Below are 25,216 nucleotides of genomic sequence, written 5' to 3'. Positions count from 1 at the left end.
GCCACCGGTCAAATATCGGCAGCTGGCTGCTTAAAGGTGTTTTGATCCCTGTCTCAAAAATAGGGGTCAGTCCCGTCCCAAGTAAGAAGGGTTTTTTGACTCGTTGTTATGACCAATGTGCTGGAGGAGTTAGCGCGGAAGGGAGCTTGGTTTTGGTGTTTCCTTTCGCTGCATTCACTTGGGCTTGCGTAAGAAAAATACATCCTGTAAGATCAGCTCCGCTAAGGTCCGCATCCCGAAAATCGGCGCCGATCAGATCAGTTACTCTTAAGTCCGCTTCCCGGAGATCAGCAGCTATAAGGAGAGCCCCTCTTAAATCTGCTCCCCTTAGATTAGCGCCTTTAAGGTTGGCCCCGATTAGGTCGGCTCCTCTGCCGATAGGCTTTTGGCGTTTCTTAGCCCCTCTTTGTTTCGGGGATACCCCCGCACGTACGAGCTCGCTAGTACGCAAAAGCAGAAGGTTGATATCAGATCTATGCGCCGGTAGATCCAGTTCAGCAATAGCCTCAGGACTGAGATGGGTAAGCTGTTCTGTTTTCTCTAGAGCCGAGCGAAGTTCGTTATGGATGAGGGTGGCAGCTTCTAATGTCAGAGCTTCGGTTAAATACCAAAGCATCTCGTGAAGCTGCTGTACAATAGGGAATACATCAAACATTTGCTTGGCCGTTTCGGGGGCGCTTCGCCAATCTTTTCCTTTAAAAATAATTTGGGAAACTTTTTGTCCCGCGCCAAAGCATTCATAAACCGTGCAGCCTCGAAACCCTTTTTGTCTCAGGTCTTTATGAATACTGCAGCGAAAATTCGTTTGTAAATTCGAACAAGGAGCCCCTCCATCTTTATTCAAGGCAAAGTCTGCTGAAGCGGCAAAAGGTAAAGCAACGCAGCACAAGCCAAAACAGCTTCCGCAATCAGCATGAAGACGGTCCTGGCTGGTATCGCGTACTAAATCTTGTTGATTTGACACAATAGGGCACTTCCTTTAAATCCACATTACTGTCAAGTATTGAAGATGGGATTGTTATTTTATTCCTTTAATTCTCTAATCCTATCATTGCCGGTTTTCATGGTCAATTGCTAATTGCGAGAATAGGGGGAGTTTATAGTAAATCGGTTTGCTAGAGTAGGTCTGGCCAGTGTGTTTAACAACGTTCCTCTAATCAATTGGAGTCATTCTCTTGATTAAATGAAGAGGGTTCTTAAGAATAGCATGAAAGAAAATAGAAGTCGGATAGTGAGAGGGGGAGGAAGGAGTTCAAGGAAAGTGACAATCAGGAGAGTCACTTTCTCAAGCTTAACAAATAAACGACAGCAAAAGGCGCATTACTCACGTCTAACTTTTTTTAGATAGGAAAGAACGCTCGTTTTTAAAGAAGCGTAAGAACCTATTGCTGCATAACCATAGAACCAACCCATAAATAATCCTGCGGTGAGATGGCCATTGTGGCTGATAAAGATAGATATAAGCAAACCATTAAAAAGGGCTATAAGCGGAACGAGTGACTTAGGTGTGTGAAAGAACATTTTTATTAGCTGTGTTAGGATCATGACTACAGGCACTGCGATGACAGCATCCCAAAAGTTTGTATGCACGGTAGGGAAAACGATAACCAATACACCACCTTCCAGTAGTAGTATGGCTGGCTTTTCTGTTATTTATCCGAACAAAGCCAGGCAAACCTAGCCGCTTCTATATAGGAGTCATGAAGAATCGAAAGCCGTAACTGGTTTAAGGATACAAGTGCAAAGAATACAATAAAAGAGTGAATTGTAGTAAATTCACTCTCAGAGTGACTAGCTTTCAGCGTTTTATGGGCCGCTCTAACGTTAAGATTTCATCTTCCAATGAAGAAAATTGTTGCTCAATGATATGCTTTGCATCGGAGATGGCGGCATTATAGAAATGCGGAGCCAACAATTCCTTAACGAAATCCAACACCCTTTCTGCGGCGAACTCAGATATCTCCTCATCTCTTTCCTGTAGAAAGAAATCTTGAATGTCAGCAATCATTAATTCCTTTTGTTCTTTTGTAATTTTCATAAACAAATCAATCACTCCTTTGAAGGCATGTTACTGTAACTATACAGGTGAAGCCTAAGAAATTACAGTCTATATTTTTATGGCCAATTATGTACAGAATGGGTTGTCTGGCGAGCAAATCATTTTCTAAAGAATAGTCAATGATACATGTTTTACGGAGGGTGCTTATAAGCTTCACAACAATTGATTTCTCTCTGCTGCTATCTATGTATTCACTACTGTCAGCGGATAGAAACCACACACGAAAGACATGCAGCCATTTGTATCTTCTCTTTTTTCTATTTGAAGAAATTCGTCGAAATTTTTTTTGTAATACCCCCTTCACTTTGTAAGCGCTTTCCATTATAGTGAAATTAGAAGAAGTTTTGTATGCAGCTTGGTGGGCATATGACAATGAATTTATTATGGGTGAAGAATGCTATAAAGAGGAGGGAGAACAATGATGAGAAAAAATAATTTAACACTGTCTAATTTTGTTCATAAAGACCAATTTGATTTAAACGCTTATCTTGTCTACCTGTTTCATAAATTTTATAACGATGTTCCACAGGCATTCAAAGGCAAAATAAAAGAATGACGACGAAGCTTTCATTCGTTTGACGTCTCTTTTGTCTATCATAGCTGAGTGCTTCATGAAAAATTGCTTGATCGATCATGTCACATTGGAAAAGTTGAAAAGAGAGAAAAGCTTTCTGTAAAAGTCTTCGGTGTGAATCAGTCTGTGTGAGTCTTTCTTCTTTGGGTTTTCCGATGGATGGGTCTGTTTTAATCATCAATTATTTTCTGTGCAAATTTGAAACATTTCCTCGTTCGCTGACGCATTCGCTGCTTTACGCTTTAATTTAAAAGTAATCATGCCATTCATTCAGTTTTCTATCCTCTCTTTCGAACACTTCCAATGTATTTCTGCGATTAGATACTTACAAGAAAGTATGAGCAGAAGATCATTTCTTTTTTATTCGTCCCTTTAGAAAGTACAACTCTCTACACGGAAGGAGTCGTTCAATTTAAAATCGCGGGTCCGTTTGATTGGAAAGCGTCAGTTAACATGGTTTCACAATAAAGCCTAAAGCCTTCTAAAGGAAATAAGGAAGGCTTTAGGCTTTTCATTCTTCTTAATTTCTTACTGCTCATTCTCTTCCTCGTTGTTCTTCGGTCTTTGTAAATCTGAAGCGAAATGGATAAAAATTGCTGCTTTTTGATGATACAATGGACCAGAACATAGGTCTGATCAAGAGCATGAGATAGAAGGAGAAACTAAACGATGATTCATCTAAATACATCCATTAATCAATATGCTAATAAAATAATAGAAAGAAAGATACGATATGATTCCACCATTGTTGAACATGTTTGCAAACTATTGAAGGCGCAAGATCAAAAAATCGTCCTTTTTCATAAAATAAAGGAGTCGTTTACAATGACGGCAGAGAAAACATCATTAACGATTCCTAAGGGCAGCTATACGATTGCTTACTATTGGAAAGATCGACCGTACAATGCGTATGTTTGGAGGGATGGCGAGGGAAATTACTTAGGTTCTTACTTTAACATTGTCAAGAACACACAGATAACCGGTCAAATCCTCTCTTTTGAAGACTTGATCATTGATGTCCTGGCTCTTCCAAATGGAAGCTGTTTCGTTCTAGATGAGGATGAGTTGTCTGAGCCGCTGGATCAATTCGAGAAAGGTACGGTTCAGCAGGCTCTACACTCATTAATGAATACTCTGGACGTCTTATTGCCTGAAATTATTTTAGAAACAGAACAGGTATACAAACATGAGGAACTTTTTTATTGGTTAAAGGATTAAGCAACCGTTATCAGTTAAACAGAGCAATAAGAAAAAGCATTTGATTAACTAATCAGATGCTTTTTTTCATCAGCAAGAGAAAGAAAGAGGAGTCGTTTATAAGCAATAAAGTATACATAAATTTCCTTTTGAAAAATAAATTATATCGAGAGAAGGTAAATTTATATCAGAGCAATAAAATGGTAATTAATTGCGCCATAAGGTATATTGACTCAGGGTATAATTTCCTATATTCTTCTTATGATATTGTGATCGCTTTATTGGTAGTTTGATAAAGTGATTCCTAATGATAAAGGCAAACTTATCGAAAGGTAAGGACGCAAAGCCGCGGGTCTAAGATTTTTAATTATGATAGCCGGGCTGCCAAAGGGGAAAATGATGGTCCTATTTGGTGAATCCAATTAAAGGTAGGGACTAATGATGCAAAATGAAGAGTTAAGAACGAGCATTAAAAGATTTTACAGCCTGATGGAAAGTTATTCGGATACTCCTGATTCAGCATTTGATTTTATTGTTTTTTTACGATCTTTTCTACGGATAAAATCTCCGTTGCCTTTGCCGACAACAGAGATAATGACGGTTCTTAAAGTTAACAAACCAGCTGTATTTTTTTCTTTAAGAGAAATGTCAAAGCGAAATGATATCCTTGAGTTTTTAACTGCGTTATCCATGGATTTTGAAAAAGCAGAGAAAAAGCTGCAAGATTTGTTAAAGAATAAACCTGTCTAGTTCAACCGCCAGCATTCTTGCTGGTTTTTTTTATGCGATAAAGATACTGTGGAACCGACGTGTCTCAAGAAAAGACAAGCAGACTATGATGCGCTTATTAGCCGTAAGCGTCCCAACGTTTAACGGTTAGAAATATACTTATTACTCCCGGGAAGCTTTTTAATATCATTCCAAGCGTTAACCGCGTCTTTATGACTTTTTGTTTTATTTTTTGGATCAGCGAAGAAGTCGCGGATAAATTGGTTATATTCAAATTGGGGGGCAATTTGTTTCTTATATGGTGAGTCTTTCTTGCACTCTTCTTCCTCGTGCCAAGCCTTTACCACATCACGATATGTTTTTCCTATATTATTTTTAAAGTAATGTTGAATATATGTAGAAAAACGGAACTTCGGACTAATCGCTGACTTGAAAAAAGCTCTAACGTCTTGGCTGCAGCGATGGTTTTCGGTAATGACCGTATCCAAACTTAACGATCTTTGTTTGTTGGGGTTTGAGCGAACCGTTAGTTTTCTGAGCGGCTTCTCTACTTTCCCCGTCTCAAGAAACATTTCAATTCTAGCTGAAAGTTCTATTTTCGAACCGGATGCGCTTATCCCATTCTCTCTGCAGCATAATCGCAATTCTTCCTTCAGCCAATAAAAATTTTTAAAATCTTGACTAGTTATATATCTTGTAAGACCAGGCCTCATCATTACACCTCCGTATACTTATTCCAGTTTAGAACAAACGTTCTTTTTTATCAATCCAATTATGGATAAAAATGTGAATGACTAACAAACATTAGCAAAACCGCTAGGTATCAACATGTTTTTTAAACCACCGCACGATGATGTAAAAGAAAAGTCATTCTGATGAAGAGATCATTTATTGGGCAGAAAGTGTGCAAAAATAAAAAACACCGACTGCTAGGATAGACTTTCAGGTTGATCATTACTATAAGAAAGCCACATGAAGTGAGTGCCATATTCATTTGAACAAAGGTAAATCATGTTTTCATACGGTTCTTCTATAAAGGCGCACAGAGGGAATTTGAGATATGAAAGGATAATTTCACCATTTTTTGTAAGCGGCGGATCACTTTGATTAGCTAGATAACTAACAAAAAAGACAGCCTAGCTATTGATTATATGAGCTGAAGAACAACTAGGTATTTCCTACTACCCATAAGGTGGTTTTTTTATTGAATTATATCCTTTTTGTGGAAATAAATATTTTTCAATAAAAGTAAAAAATTATATTGTAATTTTTGTTAGAAAGCTATAATATAAGTCTCAATCACAGAAACTATTAGAAGCGAGGATAAAAATTTGAAGTCATTTAAGATTTTACCAATTTTAGGATTGTCATTTGGATTATTGTTTTCTTCAAGTGCTTCAGCGGCTATAAAGCCTGTAGAGCGCTATGATATTTCGGACGTCGGTCCAAACCATCGGTTTTATGATTCAATTGAACGGTTTGTTTACTCTGATATTGTTGATGGATACGTCGAGTCCGAAACAATTGAAGAAGATGGCGAAATATACGATTACTCGTACATAAGTATTCGTCCAGAGGAAAAAATTAACCGCGCACAGTTCACAAAGATTTTAGTAAGTGCTTTATCTTTGAAGACTGGAACGAATGTAAAAGAATTCCCTGATGTGAAAGCTTCTAAATGGTATTATGAGCCGGTGCGTATCGCAAGTAGCCATGGGATCGTTGCTGGTGGATCTAATGGAAAGTTTAACCCGGATGCGCATATTACGCGTGACCAAATGGCAGCAATGATTTACCGGGCATTCAGCAATACAGTGGCTTTTAAAGCACCAACGAAGACATTTAAAGATGTCCCGCCTACAAACTTTGCTTATGAGGCGATTGTAAAATCTGCTGCAAACGGGATTATTCAAGGATACGGTGATACATTTAAGCCCCATGATTTAGCTACCCGAGGCCAAGCGATTGCTATGATTGACCGGGCGCTTCATCAAGAAGCGGGGAGCGAGGCCGATCAAACAGCAATCAAGACAGTTGTGAATCGCAACGTTCAAGAAGAAATGCGATTAATGAAAGAGCAAAATACAGCCGGGCTTAAAGCTCTTTATCAGGATACAGCGACAGGCTATTATTTATCGGAATCGCTTGACACGGTAGAATTACCGGGTGACATAGAGGATATGGGAGGCACTTTTACTATTGAGCAAATTGGCACTCATGAGATCAATCCTGTAACTGTCAATAAACGCTTTGCAAAAGTTCGGATGGATAATCTAAAGTATAAAGTATCATTCTCGTCACCAGATTTATCTTTCAGTATGAACGTGGATGCTTCAGGAACGGCTTATTTGAAAAAAGGCATGGACGGAAAATGGAAGATTTATAATCTTGTGCTAGATAATGAAGACATTCAAGATGATTGGGAAGCGGAGATTTCCGCAGCAGCCAATGCTTCCTAATTATACTTGTTAAAGTAGATAAAATAAAAAAGCAAATGGGTCATTAACACCCGTTTGCTTTTTTTATTTAGCATATTTCATAAAGAATGCGAATGAATCAATTAAATCATACTATTTCATGTCAGTAGAGAAAAGATCAATTGTACGGTAGATGAGATTATATGAAGAATTGGACTTTACACTGAAGAAGAAAGAGCATCAATCGACTCTTTTCTTGGCAAGAATACCCTTCATTTATCTGTAGTGCATAAGGGAGTGCTAAAGAATAATCATAGAGTGCGTCTATGAAAGGTTATAAAGGTGGGGAACTGCCATAAGAGGTAGTAAGAATTAAGGGTGTTTATATAAGTTGAAAAAAATAAAAAGTAACAAAACCTTTTGTGCAGAAGAACGGGGAAAGGAACTTAAGAATAATAATCAGTATTTTCATAATTAATAACAGAACATAGCAATAGAATATCTTGATGAATCTCTTTTCGGATAGCTTCTTTTGGGCAATCGTAATACTCATCTATTAATTTGCCTAGTTCTTTGATAAATATTACCAATTCCGAATCAGAAAGCATGCAAAAACCTCCTTTAAGCGACATTATAACTGCGTCTATATTACCATTTGTTTTAGGAGGAAGACAAGTTAAAGAGTGTAAGTAGACCTATTTGAAGTAAGAAGGGGGCTGGTTAAGAAAAAGAGCACTAGGAAGGTAAACGGTTAATTCTTTCTTTGTTCTTGACATCGTAGTCTTCGGTAATCTGGTTGCATCATTTTATACTTGTCATGAAGCATATCCCTTGGTTCATAGCATTTATTGAACCAGATCGTCAATCAACCGCTTTATCCTTTTCTCTATTTTTATGTTGTTGTCCGGCTATTAAGGTTGCAAGAGATTGAATCGATTCTTACAACAGGCCAATGTCTCTTCAAATAGCAACGCCAGAGCCAGAATAAAGACAATTAATTGGTTTCAGAGTGTGAACAGAACGGCCGGTCATCTGGGGCTAAACTGATCTGTAGTAGTTTCTCGAGTTTGCAAGCGTTTTTTTGATAAACTATCTATAAGACGGAACATAAATACGGGAGGGATAAATATGGCTGAGAAAGTGATTGCAGGCGAGTGCTGTCCCATTTGTAGCAGGGACAATAACTGTTGTCATTCGATGGATAAATCTTTAGGGGAATGCTGGTGCAGTGAGGAGTCTTTTCCAAAAGAAATCTTTGACCTGGTGCCTGTCGAACAATTAAGAAAAACATGTATTTGTAAAAAATGTTTGGACCGTTTTAAAGAGGAAGGTTTGCTTTAGAAGAGGGCATTGATCATATGTGCTGTTTTTCCCTCCATTTACTGTGGGATAAGTTGGCTTTCAAGGCTTGTTTGGCTTAGTGGCGACTTTAATATCTCCTTCGATTTCATTAGCGGCTGAAGGAAAAATACGAACAGTTGATCAACGATTCTTCTGTAGGTCATTAAAATATTTCATAAAAAACAGTTGAAATAACACCTAATAGTGTTAAGATTTTTATGACACTATTAGGTGTTATAAAAATGGAGGTGCCATAATGAAAGCTCAAGAATCATTACCGGAAATCAGAAAAACTATCGTCCTCAATGCTTCAATTGAAACAGTTTGGAAGGCCGTTTCTACGTCGGAAGGCATGGCCTCATGGTGGATGCCAAGTAATTTTGAACCTATTTTAGGACGCGAATTCGTCCTGTATGCCGGCCAATTTGGCGACTCGCCCTGTAAAGTAACTGAACTTGATCCCCCTCATCGTGTTGGATTTGATTGGGGGAAAGACTGGCATCTTGCTTTTGAATTAAAAGAGGCAGAAGGAGGAAAAACAGAGTTTACGTTAATTCACTCTGGATGGAATGCCGAACAAGTGACAGAGTTCGGACAGCCGCATTCAGTGATTCGTGCGGTTATGGATGATGGCTGGGAAAAAATCGTAAACGAAAAGCTTCCTTCCTATATTGAGGCTTAAAATGTATTCTCCTGAACCTAAGCATGATATATTTCAAGCGATTGCAGATCCAACTCGCCGTAATCTGTTAAAATTACTGGCAAATAAAGAAATGTCTATTGCAGCGATTACAGAATGCTTCCCTATAAGCCGCACAGCTGTTAATAAACATCTGCAGGTGCTTTTTGAAGCCAGGCTTGTCAGCAGTCGAAAGGTCGGACGGGAAAAGCGTTATAAGCTTGAAGCAGAACCGTTGGTTGAGTTAAAAGACTGGCTTGCCTTTTTTGAACAGTATTGGGATGAAAAGCTGCACGCTCTGAAAAGATATGTAGAGGAACATAATGATCAAACGTGGTAAAAAGATAGGATATATAAGTTAATGTGTTCTATGTTCATCTTTCGTTCAGTCAGAATTAGAGAAATCAGAAGGGCATTGCTTTAAGTATGATGTATACAGTGATCTAGGTAATTAGCGGAGAGGCAGGGAGCTAACATAATACTTTAGCAAGAAATGGAGAGGTGATCTTTCAGCTTCTTTCTATAGGATTTTATTAAATTATAGAGGTGAATTATTTTATTGATGGAAAGATTCTTGATAAACTAACTATGCAAATTAGCGAGAGAATAGAGGATATCCAGAGGAGAACAGCATGGAAAATTGGTTGATTGGAATCATGAATGAATATGGTTATATGGGAATTGTTCTTTTAATTGCTCTTGAAAATATCTTTCCTCCCATACCGTCAGAAGTCATCTTAACGTTTGGAGGCTTTATGACGACTACTTCTGAGCTAAGCATTACGGGTGTGATCATTTCCTCAACGGTAGGTTCAGTTATCGGGGCCCTAGTTCTGTATTTTATTGGCTTGCAGCTTAATGTCCCAAGATTGGAGAAAATCGTTAATAAATGGGGTCATATCCTTAGAGTTACGACTAAAGACGTACATAGAGCAGATGCCTGGTTTGACAAGTATGGAGCATGGACGGTTTTCTTTTGCCGCTTTGTTCCGTTGATTCGCAGTTTGATTTCTATTCCTGCTGGCATGTCAAACATGAATATTGGATTATTTCTTCTCTTTACTACCCTAGGGACACTGATTTGGAATACGGTTCTTGTAAACTTGGGAGCGTCCGTCGGGGCTTCCTGGGAAGTCATCGTACAGAATATCGGAATTTATTCTAAAGTCATCTATGTTTTGTTGTTTTTGCTCCTTGTTTTTTGCTTATTCATTGTTATAAAAAGAAAAAGATAACCACCTAATATCCAAAATAAAAAAGTCAACAAAAAATGTTGCCTTTTTTATTTTACAGAAGACAGTTGATGAGCAAGAATTGGTAGAGTAAAAGAAGAGACTAGTTTTATGAGAGGAGAAGAAGATGAAAGTTAGAAAATTGAATCAAGATGAAAGACCTCCTATGGATTTATTATTGCTAGCAGACCCTTCTCAAGAAAACGTGGAGGAATACATGGAAAGAGGAGAATGTTTTGTTGCTGAAGATAATAAACAAGTAATTGGCGTATATGTGCTATTGCCTACAAGACCGCACACGATAGAGCTAGTGAATGTGGCAGTTGTCGAGGAGCAGCACGGCAAAGGGATAGGGAAACAACTAGTTAGGCATGCGATTGAACTTGCTAAGAAGAGACGATTTAAAACAATCGAAATTGGCACTGGAAATTCAAGTATCGGCCAATTAGCTCTTTATCAAAAATGCGGGTTTAGGATTGTCGGAGTGGATAAAGATTTTTTTATTCGACATTATTCAGAGGAAATTTTTGAAAATGGGATACAGTGCAGGGATATGATCCGCTTATCTCAAGATTTATAAAAAATGGTCTCTCCCCAACGTTATGCTTTCTTATTCTCTCGCTTATTCGGTTGATTATCTCTAACCACACAGTGAGGGGAGGATGAGAGAGCATGACATGTTAATAAGCTGCTCTGAAAGTGGATGAATGGCTAATATGGAACAGCGAAAAGAAAGTCCCTCATTCGTCAGCTGAATTAAATAATTTATTTCTAAATAAATTGAATCATGTACATAGAACGTTAAATAGCTTTTCTACAATCAAATATAAGTAGGAAGCAAAATAAACAACGTTATTATTTTTCTATAAAAAGCCGATAAAAGTCAGAAAGTTCTGTTGACTTATAAGGGAGATCATTTATTATTAAGTTATGAAACAATGTTTTACTTATAAAACAAATGTAAGGTGGGAGAGACATATGCCATTTGTACAAGTTAATGATTTAGCGATCCATTATGAAGTGAAAGGAGAAGGAAACCCTTTGATTATTCTCCATGGAATGGGGAATAACTCACAGTCGTGGAAAAAGCAGTTAGAGGGGTTAAGTAAACAATACACCGTCATTGCGTGGGATGCACCAGGGTATGGAAAGAGTGATGATCCAGAAGAAGAACTGAAGGAATTTAGTGAATTTGCTGATGTGTTGAAGGGGTTCATTGAAAGTTTAAATTATGAATCTGTTACGCTGTTGGGGCATTCGATGGGTTCGGCTATTGCTCTTAATTTCTGCCATCGTTTTCCGCATATGGTCGATGCCCTGATTATTGCTGATGCAACCAGAGGATCGGTCGGTGGATCGGAAGAAGAAAACGAAAAGAAATTAGCCAATCGTATAAACAATATTGAGAAGTTAGATCCAAAGGAAATTGCGAGGCAAAGAGTAAAAGTGTTGCTTGCACCTCATCCCAAACCAGAAGTACAGAAAGAAGCAGAAAGAATTATGTCACAAGTCAGGCCGATGGGGTATCGTTCAGTGGCCTATTCACTTTATCATTTGAATGACCTGGAGTTCCTTTCATCCATTTCTGTGCCTACATCTATTATTTGCGGAGAATTAGATAAGGTAACACCGGTAAGTGAATCACAATTTTTTTATGATCACCTTCCAAACTCAAGCTTTACTATTATTCCTGAGACAGGGCATCTATGCTATCAGGAAGATCCAGAGAGTTTTAATGCTGCTGTTCTTCAATTTCTTGACAGTTTGAAAGAGAGTAAAGAAAATGTTCTCAAGCAGTAATTGCTTTATGAGTAATTCGCTTTTCTAGTTGAAATTTATGAAAATAATGGTGATAATTGGACTGACCATTTTTAATAATAAATAGAATTAGTAGGTTTTAGAGGAGGTGAGTGAGTTTGGCAAAAAGTGAAAAGGAACGTTACAATGCAAACGCATTAGTAAGAGGGTTGGAAATTCTAAAGTTGTTTAATGAAGATCATCCTACATTGTCTTTAGTAGAGATTGCACGGGAACTTGAAGTTAGTCGTACGGTCCCTTATCGATTATTATATACCCTTCAATCACTTGGATATCTTTATCAAGACGAAAATACCAAACGGTACAGTTTGACACCGAAGGTTTTAGAGCTGGGTTTTGCTTATTTAAATAGTTTAAAGCTTCCAGAAATTGCACAGCCTTATTTGGAAAGCTTAAGAGATGAAACAGGGGCTTCTTGCCATTTGTCTATATTGGATGGCGATGAAGTTGTCTATGTAGGGAGTGCACCTGTACGAGGAGTGTCTGCTATTAATGTGAATATCGGATTGAGGCTTCCTGCTCATGCAACGGCAAACGGAAAATTGTTGCTTGCTTATCAACCGCAAGACAAATTAAATCAAATGTTATATGGCTCTCAACTAAAACCATATACGGAGCGAACACAAACAGATCTTATCGGTTTGCAGCAGGAATTAGAAATGATCCGTAAACAAGGCTATTCAATTACTAAAGGAGAACTTCATCAAGGCATTCAATCAGTAGCTGCGCCTATTTTTGAACGCGGTGGGAAAGTAATGGCTGCGATGAACGTAGTAGCAACAGATGTAAAGTTTCATGATGAGTTTATTGAGAAAGTGGCCCTTCCGAAAGTTTTGGAGATTTCCAGAACGCTATCCGGCTTCATGGGATATCCTTTCAAAAATTAAATAGTTAAAATAAAAAAGCTTGCCCGTTTCGAGCTTTTTTATTTTGTTTATTATATAAAACATATTTTCTGAAATAAAACAAAAGTTAAAAAACTTATTGACACAATTTTCGAAAAAAATTAATATTAAATTATAAAGAAACGTTGTTTTGTATATAAAACAATGAATTTTTAAAATTAAGGGAAGGTGGCAGAATAGCGAGGCGGATGTAAGAGGAAGTAGTCATAAAACGAATTGTAAGCGTATTCACTGAAAACAAACTTTAAGGAGGTTGCTACATGTTAAAAGGGAATAAAAGGTGGCTTTATATTGCGGTACCTATCTTTTTCTTTTGGTTTTTTGGTCAGATTGATAAGTTGGGAATCTCTATCATACAAACAGATCCAGACTTTTTAAACGATCTTGGTATGAACGGTCCCGATAAGAATGCGAAGATTGGGTTTATCACTTTTATTTTTACCATCGCTTACGCCGTGTCGAATTTATTTTGGGGAGTGATCATTGATAAGCTAGGAGCCAGGAAAACAGCTATAATGGGGCTTTTTATTTGGACCCTTACAATGGTATTTGCAGGATTAGCCACCACTTATGAAATGTTCATCGCTAGCCGTATTGTTCTTGGTTTAGGGGAAGGAATGATGATTCCTGTATGCGGGAAGTTTATCTCGAGCTGGTTTAATGAGCGCGAGCTTGGCCGTGCCCAATCCTCCTGGCTTGCAGGTAACTATTTAGGACCTGCGAGTGGGGCAGTCATCTTAACTTTAGTTATTGCTTCTTTTCATTGGCAAGCAGCCTTTTTCACATTAGCAGCCTTTAATCTACTCATTGTTATTCCAATGTTTGTGTTCCTAACGAGAGATACTCCAGAAGAACACCCGCGACTTGAAAAAAGCGAATTGTCGTATATTCGTCAGAAGAGCGGAAATGAAGCAGCTAAGCCAAAACAAAGTTTTGTCCAAGACTACCGCTATTGGATCGTTTGGTTTGGCATGCTGATGTCTTCATTTTTATTTTTTGGAATTAGCATTTGGCTTCCTACGTATTTAGTTGAAGCAAAAAGCTTTTCAAGGGAAGCAATGACAGGTATTACTTCTTTATCGTGGCTATTTGCTCTTGGATTTGTATTGATCAATGGATTTTTGGCTGATAAAACAAAACGACCGAGCTTGCTTGCTACAATTTTATTTAGCATGACGGCAATATTTTTAACAGCAGCAATATTCGCTTCTAATCCAGTCATCGCTGGTGTATGCATGGGATTGGCGATGGGAACTCAAGGAGGCGTCTTTCATTTAAGTAATTTATTTATCGTGAAATTCTCTACACCTGAAACCGCTGGACGAGCTGCTGGATTGATGGGCTTTACTAACATTCTTGGGGGATTTTCGAGTTATATTATGGGGTGGATGCGTGATGCATCTGGAGGCGACTTTGGGCCTTCAATCGTCATGTTAATTGTTTCTGCTTCTCTTGGATTCATTGCTTACTTATTTACATTAAGGAAAGAGGCAGAAGAAGTTCGTGCCGAAAATACGCCTCCCAATGGAGTCGTAATTTGATCATCAGAAATCTTATTTAACAACAAAATATTCTAAATAACTATTTTCCTATACAGGCTTATCAGGAGTTTGATCATTCTAATTTTCGAGATAAAACTCCTTTTCTTTATGATTTAGTAATACTTAATATAAAACATTGTTTCATATACGAAATATTCTCAATATTTTTTATTGACAATCACTTTAATGCGGGTTACGATTGTTTTATAGCAAAACATAGTTTTGTATATAAAACAAATACATTAAAAGGAGTGTTTTTTTATGACAAACGAAAAATTTTCTTTAGAAGAGTTTGAAAGAAAATATGTCGCAAGATTGGAAGATCGAACGCTGGATTGGAATGTATTGAAGTTCCAGGAAGAGATTGATCCATCTTATAGAAGAGCACAGATGAGATATATTGGCCGCGGAGCGACAGCGAATAACGATGCAAATGTCATTGCTGCAGAACATTTCACTTTGAGCACAATGGTTCTACCTCCTGGCTGTGTCGGTCCGTTACATCTGCACGACGACGTTGAAGAAGTATTCTTCATTTTAAAAGGAAATGTGAAAGCGCTTATTCAAACAGACAGCAATAGTGAAGTACATGAAATTCCTTTGAAAGAAAGAGACTGTATCAGCAGTCCTCCTGGGGTATACCGCGGCATTCGTAACGATGGGGATGAAGAAGCTTTAATGCTAGTCATGCTTGGAGCGGTTAAGCCAAACTTACCGACTTACCCGGAAGGAAGTGCGTTGGAGGAATTACGTAAACAACGCGCAAAAGAAAGAGAAGCCATTATTAACGGAAAATAAGCGGAACGGAAAACTGCTTTAAGAAAAGAAATGCCTGTGCATTTAAAGTTTTATCAATTTTTTGACAAGGATGATCTTTATAGCTACCTTTTGATCATCCTTGTTGGTTCATTTAAAAGGAATAACGGGGGTGTCATTATGCTAGGAATTACTCACTTGCGGCACATCAGTTTAATTACTCCAGTGCTGAAAGAGCAGTCTGATTTTTACGAGAATATTTGGGGATTGGATAAGGTAACTCAAGATGATCAGTCAGCCTATTTTAGAGGAGCCGGTCCCGAGCATCACATTTTGAGTTTACATGCCGGTGAAAAAAGAGGGCTTCATCATATTGCTTTTGGAATGGTCGATAAACACGCAGTTGACCATGCAGCTGAGATATTGACTAAGAAAGGCGTAACCATTGTTTCACCTCCTGGCTATTTAGATGAAGAGGGAAAAGGATACGGCCTACGCTTTGTCGATCCGGAAAATCGCTGCATTGAATTGTCCGCATGGGTGGAAGTTCACACATCCATTTGGAATAAGAAAAATGTCGATCCAGTCAAGCTGAACCACGTCGTTATGAATACGGCAGACCTTGATATGATTACTGACTTTTACACAGAAGTGCTGGGTTTTAAAGTGACAGACTGGAGCGAACATCAAATGTCGTTCCTGCGCTGCAATCGCAAACATCATTCCATTGCATTTAATCAAGATAAGCATGCTTCTGTGAATCATATTGCCTATGAAGTAGATAGCGTAGATGAAGTGATGAGAGGAATCAGCAACGTAAGAAAAGCGGGCTACCAAGAATTGTGGGGGCCAGGACGCCACGGACCGGGTGACAACATTTTCTGTTATTTCCAGGACCCAGCGAAGTTTGTTATGGAGTATACCTGTTATTTAGAAACGATTGAAGATGAAAATGAGTGGAAGGCACGAGTGTGGAAACGTGTTCCTCATTTAATGGACCAATGGGGGATTGCCGGTCCACCGAAACCGGAAGCCCGGGCAGCCATGGGTGGAGAGCCAGACCAAGGATGGGTAAATGCAAAGTCACTCCGGTAAATAGGATAGTGAAAGGGGGAGTATCATGGATTTGGGTTTGAATGGAAAAGTCGCTGTCATTATGGGAGGGACATCTGGTGTCGGTTTAAAAACGGCAGAAATGTTCCTTCAGGAAGGAGCTAAAGTAGCAATCTGCGGAAGGAATCAGGAGAGGAAAGAAAAAGCGTATAATCATCTCTTAAAATACGGTCCATCGGATTCGATTTATGCTGCAACATGTGATGTGACAGATAAAGAAGAGGTTACTGGGTTTATTGATAATACAGCTGCTTATTTTAGAGGCATTGATATTCTCGTAAATGCAGCGGGGCAAAGTGTTATGGGTCACTTCTTCGACATTACCGATGAGCAGTGGCAGCAGCAAATTCAATTAAAATATTTCGCTATTATTTATGCAGTTCGGGCGGTTCATCCATACCTCGTCAAGCGAGGGGGAGGAAGGATTATAAATATTAATGCAACGTTAGCGAAGGAGCCGGAAAAACATATGATTGCGACAGCAGCAACGAGGGCTGGATTGTTAAACTTAAGCAAGACTTTGTCGCAAGAACTTGCTTCGGACAACATTTTAGTCAATTCCGTAAGCTTAGGGCTAATCCGCACAGATCAGTGGGAGAGAAGAAGAAAACTGAATGCTCCTGATATGAAAGCAGAAGATTATTATGCTGACTTAGCCAAAAAACGAAATATTCCATTGGGACGCGTAGGAGAAGCAGAAGAAGTAGCAAGTGTCATTTTATTTTTGGCTTCGAGACAGGCAAGTTATGTATCGGGATCAACAATTGAAACGGCGGGAGCGCTCGGGAAAGCGCTTTAATTAAAGGTAAAGGCAGGAGTCGATTATGAGCCAACGAGAGCAATTGGGAATAGAGACGGCAGAATATCAGCAAGATCAGCCGGAATTTACTGCGGCAGATGCCGTAGTGCAGGAACTTGTTCGTGCAGGTGTGGATACAGCATTCGGGATTGTCAGCATTCATAATATGCCAATATATGATGCCATTCTTCGTGAAGGAAGCATTCGCCTGGTTTGTTCGCGCGGGGAAAGCGGAGCCGCGAATATGGCAGATGGATATGCGAGAGCAACTGGCAAATTAGGCGTTGTCATTACTAGCACGGGAACAGGAGCTGGAAATGCAGCGGGCTCTTTAATTGAAGCATGGGCTGCTGGCGTGCCTGTTCTTCATTTAACAGGTGAAGTTGCCTCCCCTTATTTAGGCACAGGCAGAGGCTATATTCATGAATGTAAAGATCAGCTGTCCATGATGGAAGGGGTCTCCAAAAAAGCGCTCCGGTTAAGAAAGCCAGAGCAAGCGTCTGCTATTGCCAGACAAGCGATTTACGAGGCTTTGGCTGCTCCATCAGGACCAGTAACACTTGAAATCCCCATTGATTTTCAATCTGCGATTATACCTAATCATTCTATTGAAGAAGTTAGAATATTAACTCCAGAAAATAATAAAATTCCATATTTTCCCGAAGAGGTGTTGGCAAAAATCAGTCAATCTCGCCGGCCAGTGATTTGGGCAGGAGGAGGCGTTATTAACTCCGGTGCTTCCAAGGAAGTGCAAAAGTTAGCAGAAATGATGGGGGCGGCTGTGGTGACGAGCCAGTCCGGAAAAGGCAGCATTCCTGAGGATCACCCTCAATGTATCGGACATTTTGCTGCAAATCCGCTAACAAAAAAGCTAATAGAAGAGTCAGACTTAGTCATTAGCGTCGGTGTCAGATTCCGTGGGAACGAAACATCCAATTGGAAAATTTCCGTTCCAAAAGAACATATATCTATTGATGCTGACTGGCAGGCAATGAACCGCAACTATGAGGCTTCCTATGGACTTGTAGGAGATGCCAAACTAATTTTGAAAAAGGTTATTGACGATTTATCTCAAGCCGCAATCGTTCCTGATTCAGCTTATTTGGCTGAGGTAGAGTTAGTGCGTAATGAACTTCGCGCTCAGTTGAGAGCAACACTTGGTCCTTATGAACAATTTTTGGATGGAATGCGCAAGGTGCTTCCGCGTGACACAATTTTAGTTCGAGATGTCACTGTACAAGCAAATGTATGGGGGAGCCGCTTATTTGAAATTTATGAACCGAGGACATCCATTCATGCATCCGGTGGCGGAATTGGCCAGGGACTGCCAACAGCGATTGGGGCACAAATGGGCTGTAAAGATCGTCCGGTTGTCTTAATGGCAGGTGACGGGGGTTTCATGGTAAATGTAGGTGAAATGGTAACCGCCGCCCAAGAAAATCTCCCGATTATTGTCATTTTGTTTGATGATGCTGGGTACGGAGTACTCCGGAATATCCAGGAGGCTGCTTACGGGCGTCAAGTTGCTGTTGATCTATTAAGTCCTGATTTTGTACAGTTGGCGCAATCGATGGGATTTGATGCCTCCCGAATTGGTTCCGGTGATGAATTTGAAGTTGCTTTGAAAAAAGCAATGAATAGACAAAAACCAACGATGATCGTTGTAGATATGGAAGCGGTAGGACCGATGGCGAAACCATTTGGTGGGCCTCCCGGTGCAGCAGAAGCATTCAAACCTAAAAAATTATAAGGAGGGATGATAATGATTTCAACATATCCATTTGTTTCAGGTAAATATTTAATTGGCGGAGAATGGATTCAAGCCGAAAAGACAGCGGATGTTATTAATCCAGCTAATCTAAACGAGGTTATAGGCGAAGTTGCTTTATGTTCCCAAACACAAGTAGATGAAGCGATTGAAACAGCAGAAAGAGCATACAAGAGCTGGTCAAAAAGTGAAGTAGAAGACCGGGCAAAGCGCATGCATGAAGCAGCGAAAGAACTGGAACATATAGTTGAAGAAAATGTTACTTTATTCGTACGTGAGAATGGCAAGGCATTAATAGAAGCAAAAAAAGATTTGCTTCGCTGTGTAGATATTATGAATGAAGCGGCGGATGAATTGCTTAACTGGTGGAAGCCTTTATCATGGCCAGGAAGTCAAAAAGTGCTAATCCGCAAGCGATCAAGAGGAGTAACAGCCGTGATTTCTCCTTGGAATTCTCCGATGATTTTGACATTTAAACGGGTCATTCCGGCCATTCTGACAGGCAATACTGTCGTAGTAAAGCCAGCGACAAATTGTCCGTTAACAATTATGACGTTCTTAAACGTAGTAGCTTCTCATTTCCCGGCAGGAGTCGTTAACATAGTCACTGGTTCCGGCAGTGTCATAGGTGACGCTATTTGTACGGATCCTCGCGTGCGAACAGTGGCTTTCGTTGGCAGCACAGAAACTGGAAAAAATATTATGCGCGCTGCCTCGGGAACAGTAAAAAAACTTTATATGGAGCTCGGCGGCAATGATGCAGCAATCATTCTCCCTGATGCAGAATTAAATGAAGCAGCCATCACACGCCTTCGCTTTGGCATTCTTCGGGCAGCTGGTCAAGTGTGTTCCGCTATTAAACGAGTATATGTTCATGAGTCAAGATATGAAGAATTAATTGAAAAGCTAAAGAAAGAGTTTCAAAGAATCAGAGTAGGTAACGGGATTCAGCCTGATGTGGATATGGGCCCTCTCAATAATAAGTCTCAATACGATTACGTGAAAGGGCTCATCGAACGAGCTCAAAATTCAGGAGCGAAAGTTATTACAGCGGGCCAGCAGCTCGATCCGGAAACCTGGGACCAGGGATACTTTATTTTACCTTCCATTGTGACTGGAGTTGATCAAACAAGCGAGATCGTTCAGGCAGAGCAGTTTGGCCCTGTTATCCCTGTGCTCACATTTTCGAATATAGAAGAAGTTATTCAATTGGCAAATGATAGCGAATTCGGTTTAAGAGCATCTGTTTGGACAGAGAACGAATCACTGGCGATCGAAATAGCTGACCAATTAGAAGCTGGAGCGGTATTCCATAATAATCATACCGTTTTCCAAGATCTTCATTTGGATTTTCCTGGTTTAAAAGAAAGTGGATTATCTCGTGAAACGAGACATTGCGGATTAGAGCTCTTTGCAGATTCATACGGTTTAGCCAATTAAGAGAGGGGATGCGAGATGAAATTAGCATTAATTGGCGGGGGAAATATCGGTACATTTCTTCTTCAAAGTATTAATATTGAAGAAACCCTTCCTGGGACGAGAATCGTTGGTCTTTATACACGGAATGAACAATCAGCCAAGAGCCTGGCTTCTGAATTTAAAACAGAATCTTTTGCTGATATGGAATCCCTTCTGCGGTCGGATGCAGATGTAGTTATCGAAGCGGCTAACGTTCAAGTAGTGAAAGATTATGCAGCAGCTATTCTGAAAAGCGGAAAAGATTTAGTACTAAGTAGCGTTGGAGCTTTGGCAAGTCTGACTTTTTACAAAGAATTAGAACAGATTTGCCAAGAAAAAGGGACGAGGATTCATCTGCCATCAGGAGCCATCGGCGGACTAGATGTGTTGAAGGCAGCGAAATCGATTGGGGAGTTGCAATCTGTTTCTATCATTACCAGAAAGCCCCCACATGCCTTGCCAGGCGCCCCTTTAGATAAAGAGCAGTTGTTATTTGATGGATCGGCCGCAGAAGCTATTGAGTTATTTCCCAAAAACATAAATGTTTCTATTATTTTGTCTCTGGCAGGGCTAGGTTCGGATAAAACCGGTGTGAAAATTATTTCTGACCCGGCGGCAAAGAAAAACAATCATCAAATAGAAGCGATGGGGTCCTTTGGAAAATTGACGCTTCAAGTAGAAAATGATCCGATGCCCAATAATCCGAAAACGAGCTATTTGGCAGCGTTAAGTGTATTAGCCGTTTTGAAAAGTAAAGATGCGCTTATTCAAGTGGGCTAATAACTGAAAGACTTCAGTATTTAAAGATACATGCAGGGGAAACCCGAAAGATGTTTTGGTAAATTCTCCTGCCTAAATGAGTCCGCATCAATTCAGAAACGAGGGGGAATTTGCAGATGATCAAAACAAAAAAGAGTTTAGAAGAGATGACTCAACAAGAAACGATTGATTATTTAAATGAGACCGTACGTCCCGAGGAAGGCAGCATTCCTGTTTATGTATTGGGGGATCCGTCGGTTTATGAGCTTGAGCATAAACAAGTATTTTTAAAAACATGGTTGTTTATTGGTCACGAGTCTGAGATACCGAATAAAAATGATTTTATGACACGAGATCTAGCTGGATATTCAGTGATCATTACTAGAGGATCTGATGACACAATCAGAGGATTCTATAACATGTGTACTCACCGTGGCATGAAGCTTTGCCGGGCAGATAAAGGGAATAAAGCTTCATTTACTTGTCCTTATCATGGGTTTAATTTCAAAAACAATGGCGATCTGATTGGTGCTCCGCTGCAAAAGGATATTTATGGAGGCCGTCTCGATAAATCCAAAATGGGGTTGAACAAGATTCGGATTGAATCGTACAAAGGTCTTTTATTTGGTACTTGGAATGAAGAAGCGGAATCTTTATCAGAATTTTTAGGTGACTTCAAATGGTATCTTGATATTTTAGTCGGCCGAGCAGAAATGGAGGTACTAGGGGCCCCACAAAGGTTTATCGTGCACTCTAACTGGAAAATTGGTGCAGATAACTTCGTTGGTGATTCCTATCATACAATGGTTACTCACGGATCGATTGCTAAATTAGGGATGGTACCTACTGCTACCTACTCAAGAAAAGGCTATCAAATTTATACGGAAAATGGACATGGCTTAAATTTAGGTACTCCAAATCCGGATTTTGCCTTTCCGGAAGAACTAAAAGAAGAGTATCAATCAAATTTGTCTGAAGAACAGTTTGATATCATGTCTAACCTTAAAAATATGATCGGTAACATTTTCCCTAACCTCTCGTTTTTAATTTCTCATACAAAAGTGAAAGGACAGCTGATCTCTAACACGTCTGTTCGTCTTTGGCGCCCGATTGATGTGGACAAAATGGAAGTCATTACATGGTTTTTAGTTGAAAAAAATGCTCCCGAAGATTGGAAAAGACGTTCCAGAGAATCATTTGTTCTCACGTTCAGTCCTTCTGGGATCTTTGAACAGGATGATACAGAGGTCTTTACTGATATCACCGCAGCTGCATCTGGGCCAATGCCGATGTTGAAAGAGCTTACTTATAATTACACAATGGGTATGCATCGCGATCCGATTACTGAGTTTGCAGGGCCTGGAGTTGTTTACGATGATAAATTTTCTGAGGCCAATCAACGAAATTTTTATCGCTACTGGCTGGATTTAATGAGTAATTAAGGTGACTAAAACTATGAGACTCGTTTTCTGAGTGACAATCAAGTAAGTATGGGGGGAACACGCAATGAATTTAGAAAGGATGGCAGCAAACTACGAATTTGAGCAATGGCTGTATCGGGAAGCAAAATTGCTTGATGACATTGATTTTGACGGCTGGTTTAACTTGATGCACCCTGATTTGTTATACCAAATGCCGGTTCGTGTCAATAAAGAAGGCATTGAGCGGCCGGATTATTCAATGGATATGTTTGCTTTTAATGATGATATTGAATTATTGAAAATTCGTGTAGATCGTCTAAAAACAGATTATGCCTGGGCTGAAATTCCACCGTCTCGCACGCGGCGTTTAGTGAATAATGTTCGCCTTGAAGAATACACTCCTAATGAAAAAGCGGTGGTTTCGAGTTATTTGCTTATCTATCGAAGCCGCAGCACAGACATTCATCACGATTTAATTTCAGGAGAACGGCAGGACGAATTTACTTTCGTAGATGGAGAGTGGAAGCTGTCCAAGCGGATGTTCATTATAGATCAAACAACCATAAATACAAGGAATCTCGCTATCTTTGTATAACAGTAAGATAACAAAAGGGGAGGCGCTATAATGGCCTTAAAAGATAAAGTAGTGTTAATTACAGGTGGCGCGTCAGGAATAGGAGAAGCTGTCACCCGGCGTTTCATCCAAGAAGGAGCCAAAGTGAGCATTATCGGCCGTTCTGAAGAGAAGTTAGCGAAAATGCAAGAAGAATTTGGTGAAAGTATCCTCACTTATCAGGGGGATGTAAGCAAGTATGAGGACAACGAGCAAGCGGTTCAAGCGACTGTTAAGCAATTTGGAAAGTTGGATGTTTTTATCGCGAACGCTGGTGTATTCGATGGGTTTGCTAAATTTGCCGATGTGACTCCTGATGCACTTTCTGAGGCATATGATTTCCTTCTTGATATTAATGTTAAGGGTTCTTTTTTTGGCGCGAAAGCAGCGCTTGAAGAACTGCAGAAAACAAATGGAAATATTATTTTTTCTGTTTCTGGTGCAAGTTTTTATCCTGATGGCGGCGGTGTTTGGTACACAGCGAGCAAGCATGCTCAAATCGGACTCATGCGCCAACTTGCATTCGAACTCGCACCCCACATCCGGGTAAATGCGGTAGCTCCGGGAGGAACACTGACCGCACTTTCAGTTATTCCACCACTGCTCCCGTTTGTTAAAGTCGTAGATAATGAGACAAAAGCAAGCAGCATTAAAAAACGTAATCCCCTTCAAATCGCCCAGATGCCAGAAGATCACGTAGCGGCATATGTATTGTTAGCATCTGACGAATCACGTGCGATTACCGGTGAAGTCATCTCCAGTGATGGGGGGTTAGCCGTTCGCGGGCTCGGATGATCCAATTTAAAAACACTGAAGGAAGTGGTCCAAGTGTCTAAGCCGCTGACTGAAAAAAAGCCCTTGATGGGAAATAATGTAGTGAATCAACTCGCTTTTGTAGTAAAGGACATTGAAAAAGCTTCCGAATCGTTCGCTAAGCTTCTCGGCATCCCTAAGCCTGAATGGTTTTTAACAGGGGATCAGAGCATCTCCAAAGTGGTCTATCGTGGCCAGCCAACAAATTCACGCAGCAAATTAGTTTTTATGAATACTCCAACTGTGCAAATTGAATTGATTGAGCCAAACGAAGAACCAGGAACAATGCGTGAATTTTTAGATACTGTAGGAGAGGGGATTCATCATATTGCCTTTGATGTAGACTCTATTAAAGACAGGCTCCCCGTGTTAGAGAAAAACGGCTACTCACTTCTGCAAAGCGGGGAATTTACATCAAGTGACGGTCGTTATGTATATGTAGATACGATAAGTGATCTAAAGACGCTTGTAGAAATGCTTGAAAGTACGGAACCTAGAGACATTGCTCCAATTACGGAGTGTTTTAATCCTTTGCTTGGGACAAATAAAGTTGAACAACTTGCTCTGGTTGTCAAAAATCTTGACGCTGCAGCCGATGCATACTGTAAGTTGCTTGGGGTGGAAAAACCACCTATCATTCAATCAGGCCCAAGGGAGTTGACTCAGGTTATTTATGAAGGGGAGCCTACTGAAGCAGATTCTAGATACATGTTCATTAATACACCGATGTTGCAAATTGAGTTGATTGAACCAGGAGAGGCTCCAAGCACATGGAAAAGTCATTTAGAGACATATGGGGAAGGCGTTCATCACATTTCGTTTGTTGTAAAGGATATGGATAAAAACATCAAGCTGCTGGAGGATATGGGGTATCCTGTTATCCAAAGCGGAAACTTTTGGAATGGCAAGGGAAGGTATGCTTACATGGATACAACTTCAACATTTAAAGTGATTATAGAGTTGCTTGAAAAGTTTGATTCCTAAGTTAAGAAAGTCAATTTCTTTTACAGGCTGTCTGCTTATGGGCACCTGTCTTTTTTCTGAAAAATAAAGGCTATTGGTCCTACAGCATAAGCAATAGTTTCATAGAGAATTATCGTAAAGGAGGTAGTGTCTAATGATAAATCAGCTTTCCTGGAAAGTTGGGGGACAACAGGGGGAAGGGATTGAAAGTACCGGGGAAATCTTTTCTACCGCTTTGAACCGTCTCGGGTACTTTCTCTA

The 25,216-nt window shown here is 39.8% G+C and carries 27 protein-coding genes and 1 riboswitch; of the genes, 22 read left to right on the top strand and 5 right to left on the bottom strand.

Going from position 1 to position 25,216, the window contains the following annotated elements; translation table 11 throughout:
* Window positions 1-106: 106 nt before the first annotated feature.
* The 3 genes from ACH0BF_RS23745 to ACH0BF_RS23735 form a co-directional block, all read right to left on the bottom strand.
* The gene (locus tag ACH0BF_RS23745; protein ID WP_259455571.1) at window positions 107-964 is read right to left on the bottom strand and encodes a pentapeptide repeat-containing protein; all 858 of its coding nucleotides are present in this window, start codon (window positions 962-964) and stop codon (window positions 107-109) included.
* Window positions 965-1,320: 356 nt separating this feature from the next.
* Window positions 1,321-1,605, bottom strand: a complete 285-nt coding sequence (locus ACH0BF_RS23740; RefSeq protein WP_120032346.1) for a hypothetical protein — start codon at window positions 1,603-1,605, stop codon at window positions 1,321-1,323.
* Window positions 1,606-1,798: 193 nt separating this feature from the next.
* Window positions 1,799-2,044, bottom strand: coding sequence for a DUF2164 domain-containing protein (locus ACH0BF_RS23735; protein ID WP_340853566.1), 246 nt, complete (start codon window positions 2,042-2,044; stop codon window positions 1,799-1,801).
* Window positions 2,045-2,477: 433 nt separating this feature from the next.
* Between ACH0BF_RS23735 and ACH0BF_RS23730 the strand changes: the two genes are divergently transcribed.
* The 3 genes from ACH0BF_RS23730 (at window position 2,478) to ACH0BF_RS23720 (ending at window position 4,580) form a co-directional block, all read left to right on the top strand.
* Window positions 2,478-2,615, top strand: a complete 138-nt coding sequence (locus ACH0BF_RS23730; RefSeq protein WP_340853569.1) for a hypothetical protein — start codon at window positions 2,478-2,480, stop codon at window positions 2,613-2,615.
* Window positions 2,616-3,302: 687 nt separating this feature from the next.
* Window positions 3,303-3,851 (top strand): DUF402 domain-containing protein, encoded by a 549-nt coding sequence (locus ACH0BF_RS23725; protein ID WP_406910404.1) that lies wholly within the window; start codon window positions 3,303-3,305, stop codon window positions 3,849-3,851.
* A gap of 284 nt (window positions 3,852-4,135) precedes the next feature.
* A riboswitch (cyclic di-GMP riboswitch) is annotated at window positions 4,136-4,219 on the top strand.
* A 49-nt stretch (window positions 4,220-4,268) separates the two neighbouring features.
* On the top strand, window positions 4,269-4,580 hold the full coding sequence (locus tag ACH0BF_RS23720) for a hypothetical protein (RefSeq protein WP_340853573.1): 312 nt from the start codon (window positions 4,269-4,271) through the stop codon (window positions 4,578-4,580).
* A 119-nt stretch (window positions 4,581-4,699) separates the two neighbouring features.
* On the opposite strand, the gene ACH0BF_RS23715 is transcribed toward ACH0BF_RS23720, so the two are convergent.
* A complete protein-coding gene (locus ACH0BF_RS23715; protein WP_340853575.1) occupies window positions 4,700-5,272 on the bottom strand; it encodes a DUF6434 domain-containing protein in 573 nt (190 codons plus the stop codon).
* Window positions 5,273-5,890: 618 nt separating this feature from the next.
* On the opposite strand from ACH0BF_RS23715, the gene ACH0BF_RS23710 reads away from it, so the two are divergent.
* Window positions 5,891-7,018: an S-layer homology domain-containing protein gene (locus ACH0BF_RS23710; protein WP_340853577.1), complete on the top strand. Its 1,128-nt coding sequence runs from the start codon at window positions 5,891-5,893 to the stop codon at window positions 7,016-7,018.
* A 404-nt stretch (window positions 7,019-7,422) separates the two neighbouring features.
* Here the strand turns inward: ACH0BF_RS23710 and ACH0BF_RS23705 are convergent, their stop codons facing one another.
* Window positions 7,423-7,584, bottom strand: a complete 162-nt coding sequence (locus tag ACH0BF_RS23705; protein ID WP_182916965.1) for a hypothetical protein — start codon at window positions 7,582-7,584, stop codon at window positions 7,423-7,425.
* A 520-nt stretch (window positions 7,585-8,104) separates the two neighbouring features.
* Between ACH0BF_RS23705 and ACH0BF_RS23700 the strand changes: the two genes are divergently transcribed.
* From ACH0BF_RS23700 to ACH0BF_RS23615, 18 genes are all read left to right on the top strand, one after another.
* A complete protein-coding gene (locus tag ACH0BF_RS23700) occupies window positions 8,105-8,317 on the top strand; it encodes a cysteine-rich CWC family protein (RefSeq protein ID WP_340853580.1) in 213 nt (70 codons plus the stop codon).
* A gap of 256 nt (window positions 8,318-8,573) precedes the next feature.
* The gene (locus ACH0BF_RS23695) at window positions 8,574-8,999 is read left to right on the top strand and encodes an SRPBCC family protein (RefSeq protein WP_340853582.1); all 426 of its coding nucleotides are present in this window, start codon (window positions 8,574-8,576) and stop codon (window positions 8,997-8,999) included.
* Window position 9,000: 1 nt separating this feature from the next.
* On the top strand, window positions 9,001-9,336 hold the full coding sequence (locus ACH0BF_RS23690) for an ArsR/SmtB family transcription factor (RefSeq protein ID WP_120032330.1): 336 nt from the start codon (window positions 9,001-9,003) through the stop codon (window positions 9,334-9,336).
* Window positions 9,337-9,628: 292 nt separating this feature from the next.
* Window positions 9,629-10,231 (top strand): DedA family protein, encoded by a 603-nt coding sequence (locus ACH0BF_RS23685; protein ID WP_340853584.1) that lies wholly within the window; start codon window positions 9,629-9,631, stop codon window positions 10,229-10,231.
* Window positions 10,232-10,355: 124 nt separating this feature from the next.
* Window positions 10,356-10,808, top strand: a complete 453-nt coding sequence (locus ACH0BF_RS23680) for a GNAT family N-acetyltransferase (RefSeq protein ID WP_120032326.1) — start codon at window positions 10,356-10,358, stop codon at window positions 10,806-10,808.
* A 398-nt stretch (window positions 10,809-11,206) separates the two neighbouring features.
* Window positions 11,207-12,028, top strand: coding sequence for an alpha/beta fold hydrolase (locus ACH0BF_RS23675; RefSeq protein ID WP_340853587.1), 822 nt, complete (start codon window positions 11,207-11,209; stop codon window positions 12,026-12,028).
* Between the two features lie 116 nt (window positions 12,029-12,144).
* On the top strand, window positions 12,145-12,933 hold the full coding sequence (locus ACH0BF_RS23670) for an IclR family transcriptional regulator (protein WP_120032322.1): 789 nt from the start codon (window positions 12,145-12,147) through the stop codon (window positions 12,931-12,933).
* A gap of 278 nt (window positions 12,934-13,211) precedes the next feature.
* The gene (locus ACH0BF_RS23665; protein WP_406910403.1) at window positions 13,212-14,492 is read left to right on the top strand and encodes an MFS transporter; all 1,281 of its coding nucleotides are present in this window, start codon (window positions 13,212-13,214) and stop codon (window positions 14,490-14,492) included.
* A 261-nt stretch (window positions 14,493-14,753) separates the two neighbouring features.
* On the top strand, window positions 14,754-15,290 hold the full coding sequence (locus ACH0BF_RS23660) for a cupin domain-containing protein (RefSeq protein WP_120032319.1): 537 nt from the start codon (window positions 14,754-14,756) through the stop codon (window positions 15,288-15,290).
* Between the two features lie 138 nt (window positions 15,291-15,428).
* Complete coding sequence (locus ACH0BF_RS23655; RefSeq protein WP_340853593.1) at window positions 15,429-16,343, top strand: VOC family protein; 915 nt, start codon at window positions 15,429-15,431, stop codon at window positions 16,341-16,343.
* 25 nt (window positions 16,344-16,368) lie between these two features.
* A complete protein-coding gene (locus ACH0BF_RS23650) occupies window positions 16,369-17,160 on the top strand; it encodes an SDR family oxidoreductase (RefSeq protein ID WP_340853595.1) in 792 nt (263 codons plus the stop codon).
* Between the two features lie 25 nt (window positions 17,161-17,185).
* Window positions 17,186-18,910 (top strand): thiamine pyrophosphate-binding protein, encoded by a 1,725-nt coding sequence (locus ACH0BF_RS23645; RefSeq protein ID WP_340853597.1) that lies wholly within the window; start codon window positions 17,186-17,188, stop codon window positions 18,908-18,910.
* A 12-nt stretch (window positions 18,911-18,922) separates the two neighbouring features.
* Window positions 18,923-20,368, top strand: a complete 1,446-nt coding sequence (locus ACH0BF_RS23640; protein WP_340853599.1) for an aldehyde dehydrogenase family protein — start codon at window positions 18,923-18,925, stop codon at window positions 20,366-20,368.
* Window positions 20,369-20,383: 15 nt separating this feature from the next.
* Window positions 20,384-21,166 (top strand): aspartate dehydrogenase, encoded by a 783-nt coding sequence (nadX, locus tag ACH0BF_RS23635; protein WP_120032313.1) that lies wholly within the window; start codon window positions 20,384-20,386, stop codon window positions 21,164-21,166.
* Window positions 21,167-21,282: 116 nt separating this feature from the next.
* Window positions 21,283-22,587 carry an aromatic ring-hydroxylating oxygenase subunit alpha gene (locus ACH0BF_RS23630; RefSeq protein ID WP_340853601.1) on the top strand — a complete coding sequence of 435 codons (1,305 nt, stop codon included), beginning with the start codon at window positions 21,283-21,285 and terminating at the stop codon, window positions 22,585-22,587.
* 64 nt (window positions 22,588-22,651) lie between these two features.
* Window positions 22,652-23,161, top strand: a complete 510-nt coding sequence (locus ACH0BF_RS23625; protein ID WP_120032309.1) for an aromatic-ring-hydroxylating dioxygenase subunit beta — start codon at window positions 22,652-22,654, stop codon at window positions 23,159-23,161.
* A gap of 30 nt (window positions 23,162-23,191) precedes the next feature.
* Window positions 23,192-23,974 (top strand): SDR family NAD(P)-dependent oxidoreductase, encoded by a 783-nt coding sequence (locus tag ACH0BF_RS23620; protein WP_340853603.1) that lies wholly within the window; start codon window positions 23,192-23,194, stop codon window positions 23,972-23,974.
* Between the two features lie 33 nt (window positions 23,975-24,007).
* Window positions 24,008-24,976 (top strand): VOC family protein, encoded by a 969-nt coding sequence (locus tag ACH0BF_RS23615; protein WP_406910402.1) that lies wholly within the window; start codon window positions 24,008-24,010, stop codon window positions 24,974-24,976.
* Window positions 24,977-25,216 lie beyond the last annotated feature (240 nt).

Source organism: Pseudobacillus sp. 179-B 2D1 NHS (assembly GCF_045370945.1).
Classification (GTDB): domain Bacteria; phylum Bacillota; class Bacilli; order Bacillales; family Domibacillaceae; genus Pseudobacillus.
This window is presented reverse-complemented; position numbering and strand designations above follow the sequence as displayed.

Excerpts from the sequence above, each read along its gene's own strand:
- ACH0BF_RS23730 (WP_340853569.1), top strand. The coding sequence starts at position 2,478 with ATGATGAGAAAAAATAATTTAACACTGTCTAATTTTGTTCATAAAGAC.
- ACH0BF_RS23725 (WP_406910404.1), top strand. The coding sequence starts at position 3,303 with ATGATTCATCTAAATACATCCATTAATCAATATGCTAATAAAATAATA.
- ACH0BF_RS23720 (WP_340853573.1), top strand. The coding sequence starts at position 4,269 with ATGATGCAAAATGAAGAGTTAAGAACGAGCATTAAAAGATTTTACAGC.
- ACH0BF_RS23715 (WP_340853575.1), bottom strand. The coding sequence starts at position 5,272 with ATGAGGCCTGGTCTTACAAGATATATAACTAGTCAAGATTTTAAAAAT.
- ACH0BF_RS23705 (WP_182916965.1), bottom strand. The coding sequence starts at position 7,584 with ATGCTTTCTGATTCGGAATTGGTAATATTTATCAAAGAACTAGGCAAA.
- ACH0BF_RS23700 (WP_340853580.1), top strand. The coding sequence starts at position 8,105 with ATGGCTGAGAAAGTGATTGCAGGCGAGTGCTGTCCCATTTGTAGCAGG.
- ACH0BF_RS23695 (WP_340853582.1), top strand. The coding sequence starts at position 8,574 with ATGAAAGCTCAAGAATCATTACCGGAAATCAGAAAAACTATCGTCCTC.
- ACH0BF_RS23690 (WP_120032330.1), top strand. The coding sequence starts at position 9,001 with ATGTATTCTCCTGAACCTAAGCATGATATATTTCAAGCGATTGCAGAT.
- ACH0BF_RS23685 (WP_340853584.1), top strand. The coding sequence starts at position 9,629 with ATGGAAAATTGGTTGATTGGAATCATGAATGAATATGGTTATATGGGA.
- ACH0BF_RS23680 (WP_120032326.1), top strand. The coding sequence starts at position 10,356 with ATGAAAGTTAGAAAATTGAATCAAGATGAAAGACCTCCTATGGATTTA.
- ACH0BF_RS23675 (WP_340853587.1), top strand. The coding sequence starts at position 11,207 with ATGCCATTTGTACAAGTTAATGATTTAGCGATCCATTATGAAGTGAAA.
- ACH0BF_RS23665 (WP_406910403.1), top strand. The coding sequence starts at position 13,212 with ATGTTAAAAGGGAATAAAAGGTGGCTTTATATTGCGGTACCTATCTTT.
- ACH0BF_RS23660 (WP_120032319.1), top strand. The coding sequence starts at position 14,754 with ATGACAAACGAAAAATTTTCTTTAGAAGAGTTTGAAAGAAAATATGTC.
- ACH0BF_RS23655 (WP_340853593.1), top strand. The coding sequence starts at position 15,429 with ATGCTAGGAATTACTCACTTGCGGCACATCAGTTTAATTACTCCAGTG.
- ACH0BF_RS23650 (WP_340853595.1), top strand. The coding sequence starts at position 16,369 with ATGGATTTGGGTTTGAATGGAAAAGTCGCTGTCATTATGGGAGGGACA.
- ACH0BF_RS23645 (WP_340853597.1), top strand. The coding sequence starts at position 17,186 with ATGAGCCAACGAGAGCAATTGGGAATAGAGACGGCAGAATATCAGCAA.
- ACH0BF_RS23640 (WP_340853599.1), top strand. The coding sequence starts at position 18,923 with ATGATTTCAACATATCCATTTGTTTCAGGTAAATATTTAATTGGCGGA.
- nadX (WP_120032313.1), top strand. The coding sequence starts at position 20,384 with ATGAAATTAGCATTAATTGGCGGGGGAAATATCGGTACATTTCTTCTT.
- ACH0BF_RS23630 (WP_340853601.1), top strand. The coding sequence starts at position 21,283 with ATGATCAAAACAAAAAAGAGTTTAGAAGAGATGACTCAACAAGAAACG.
- ACH0BF_RS23625 (WP_120032309.1), top strand. The coding sequence starts at position 22,652 with ATGAATTTAGAAAGGATGGCAGCAAACTACGAATTTGAGCAATGGCTG.
- ACH0BF_RS23620 (WP_340853603.1), top strand. The coding sequence starts at position 23,192 with ATGGCCTTAAAAGATAAAGTAGTGTTAATTACAGGTGGCGCGTCAGGA.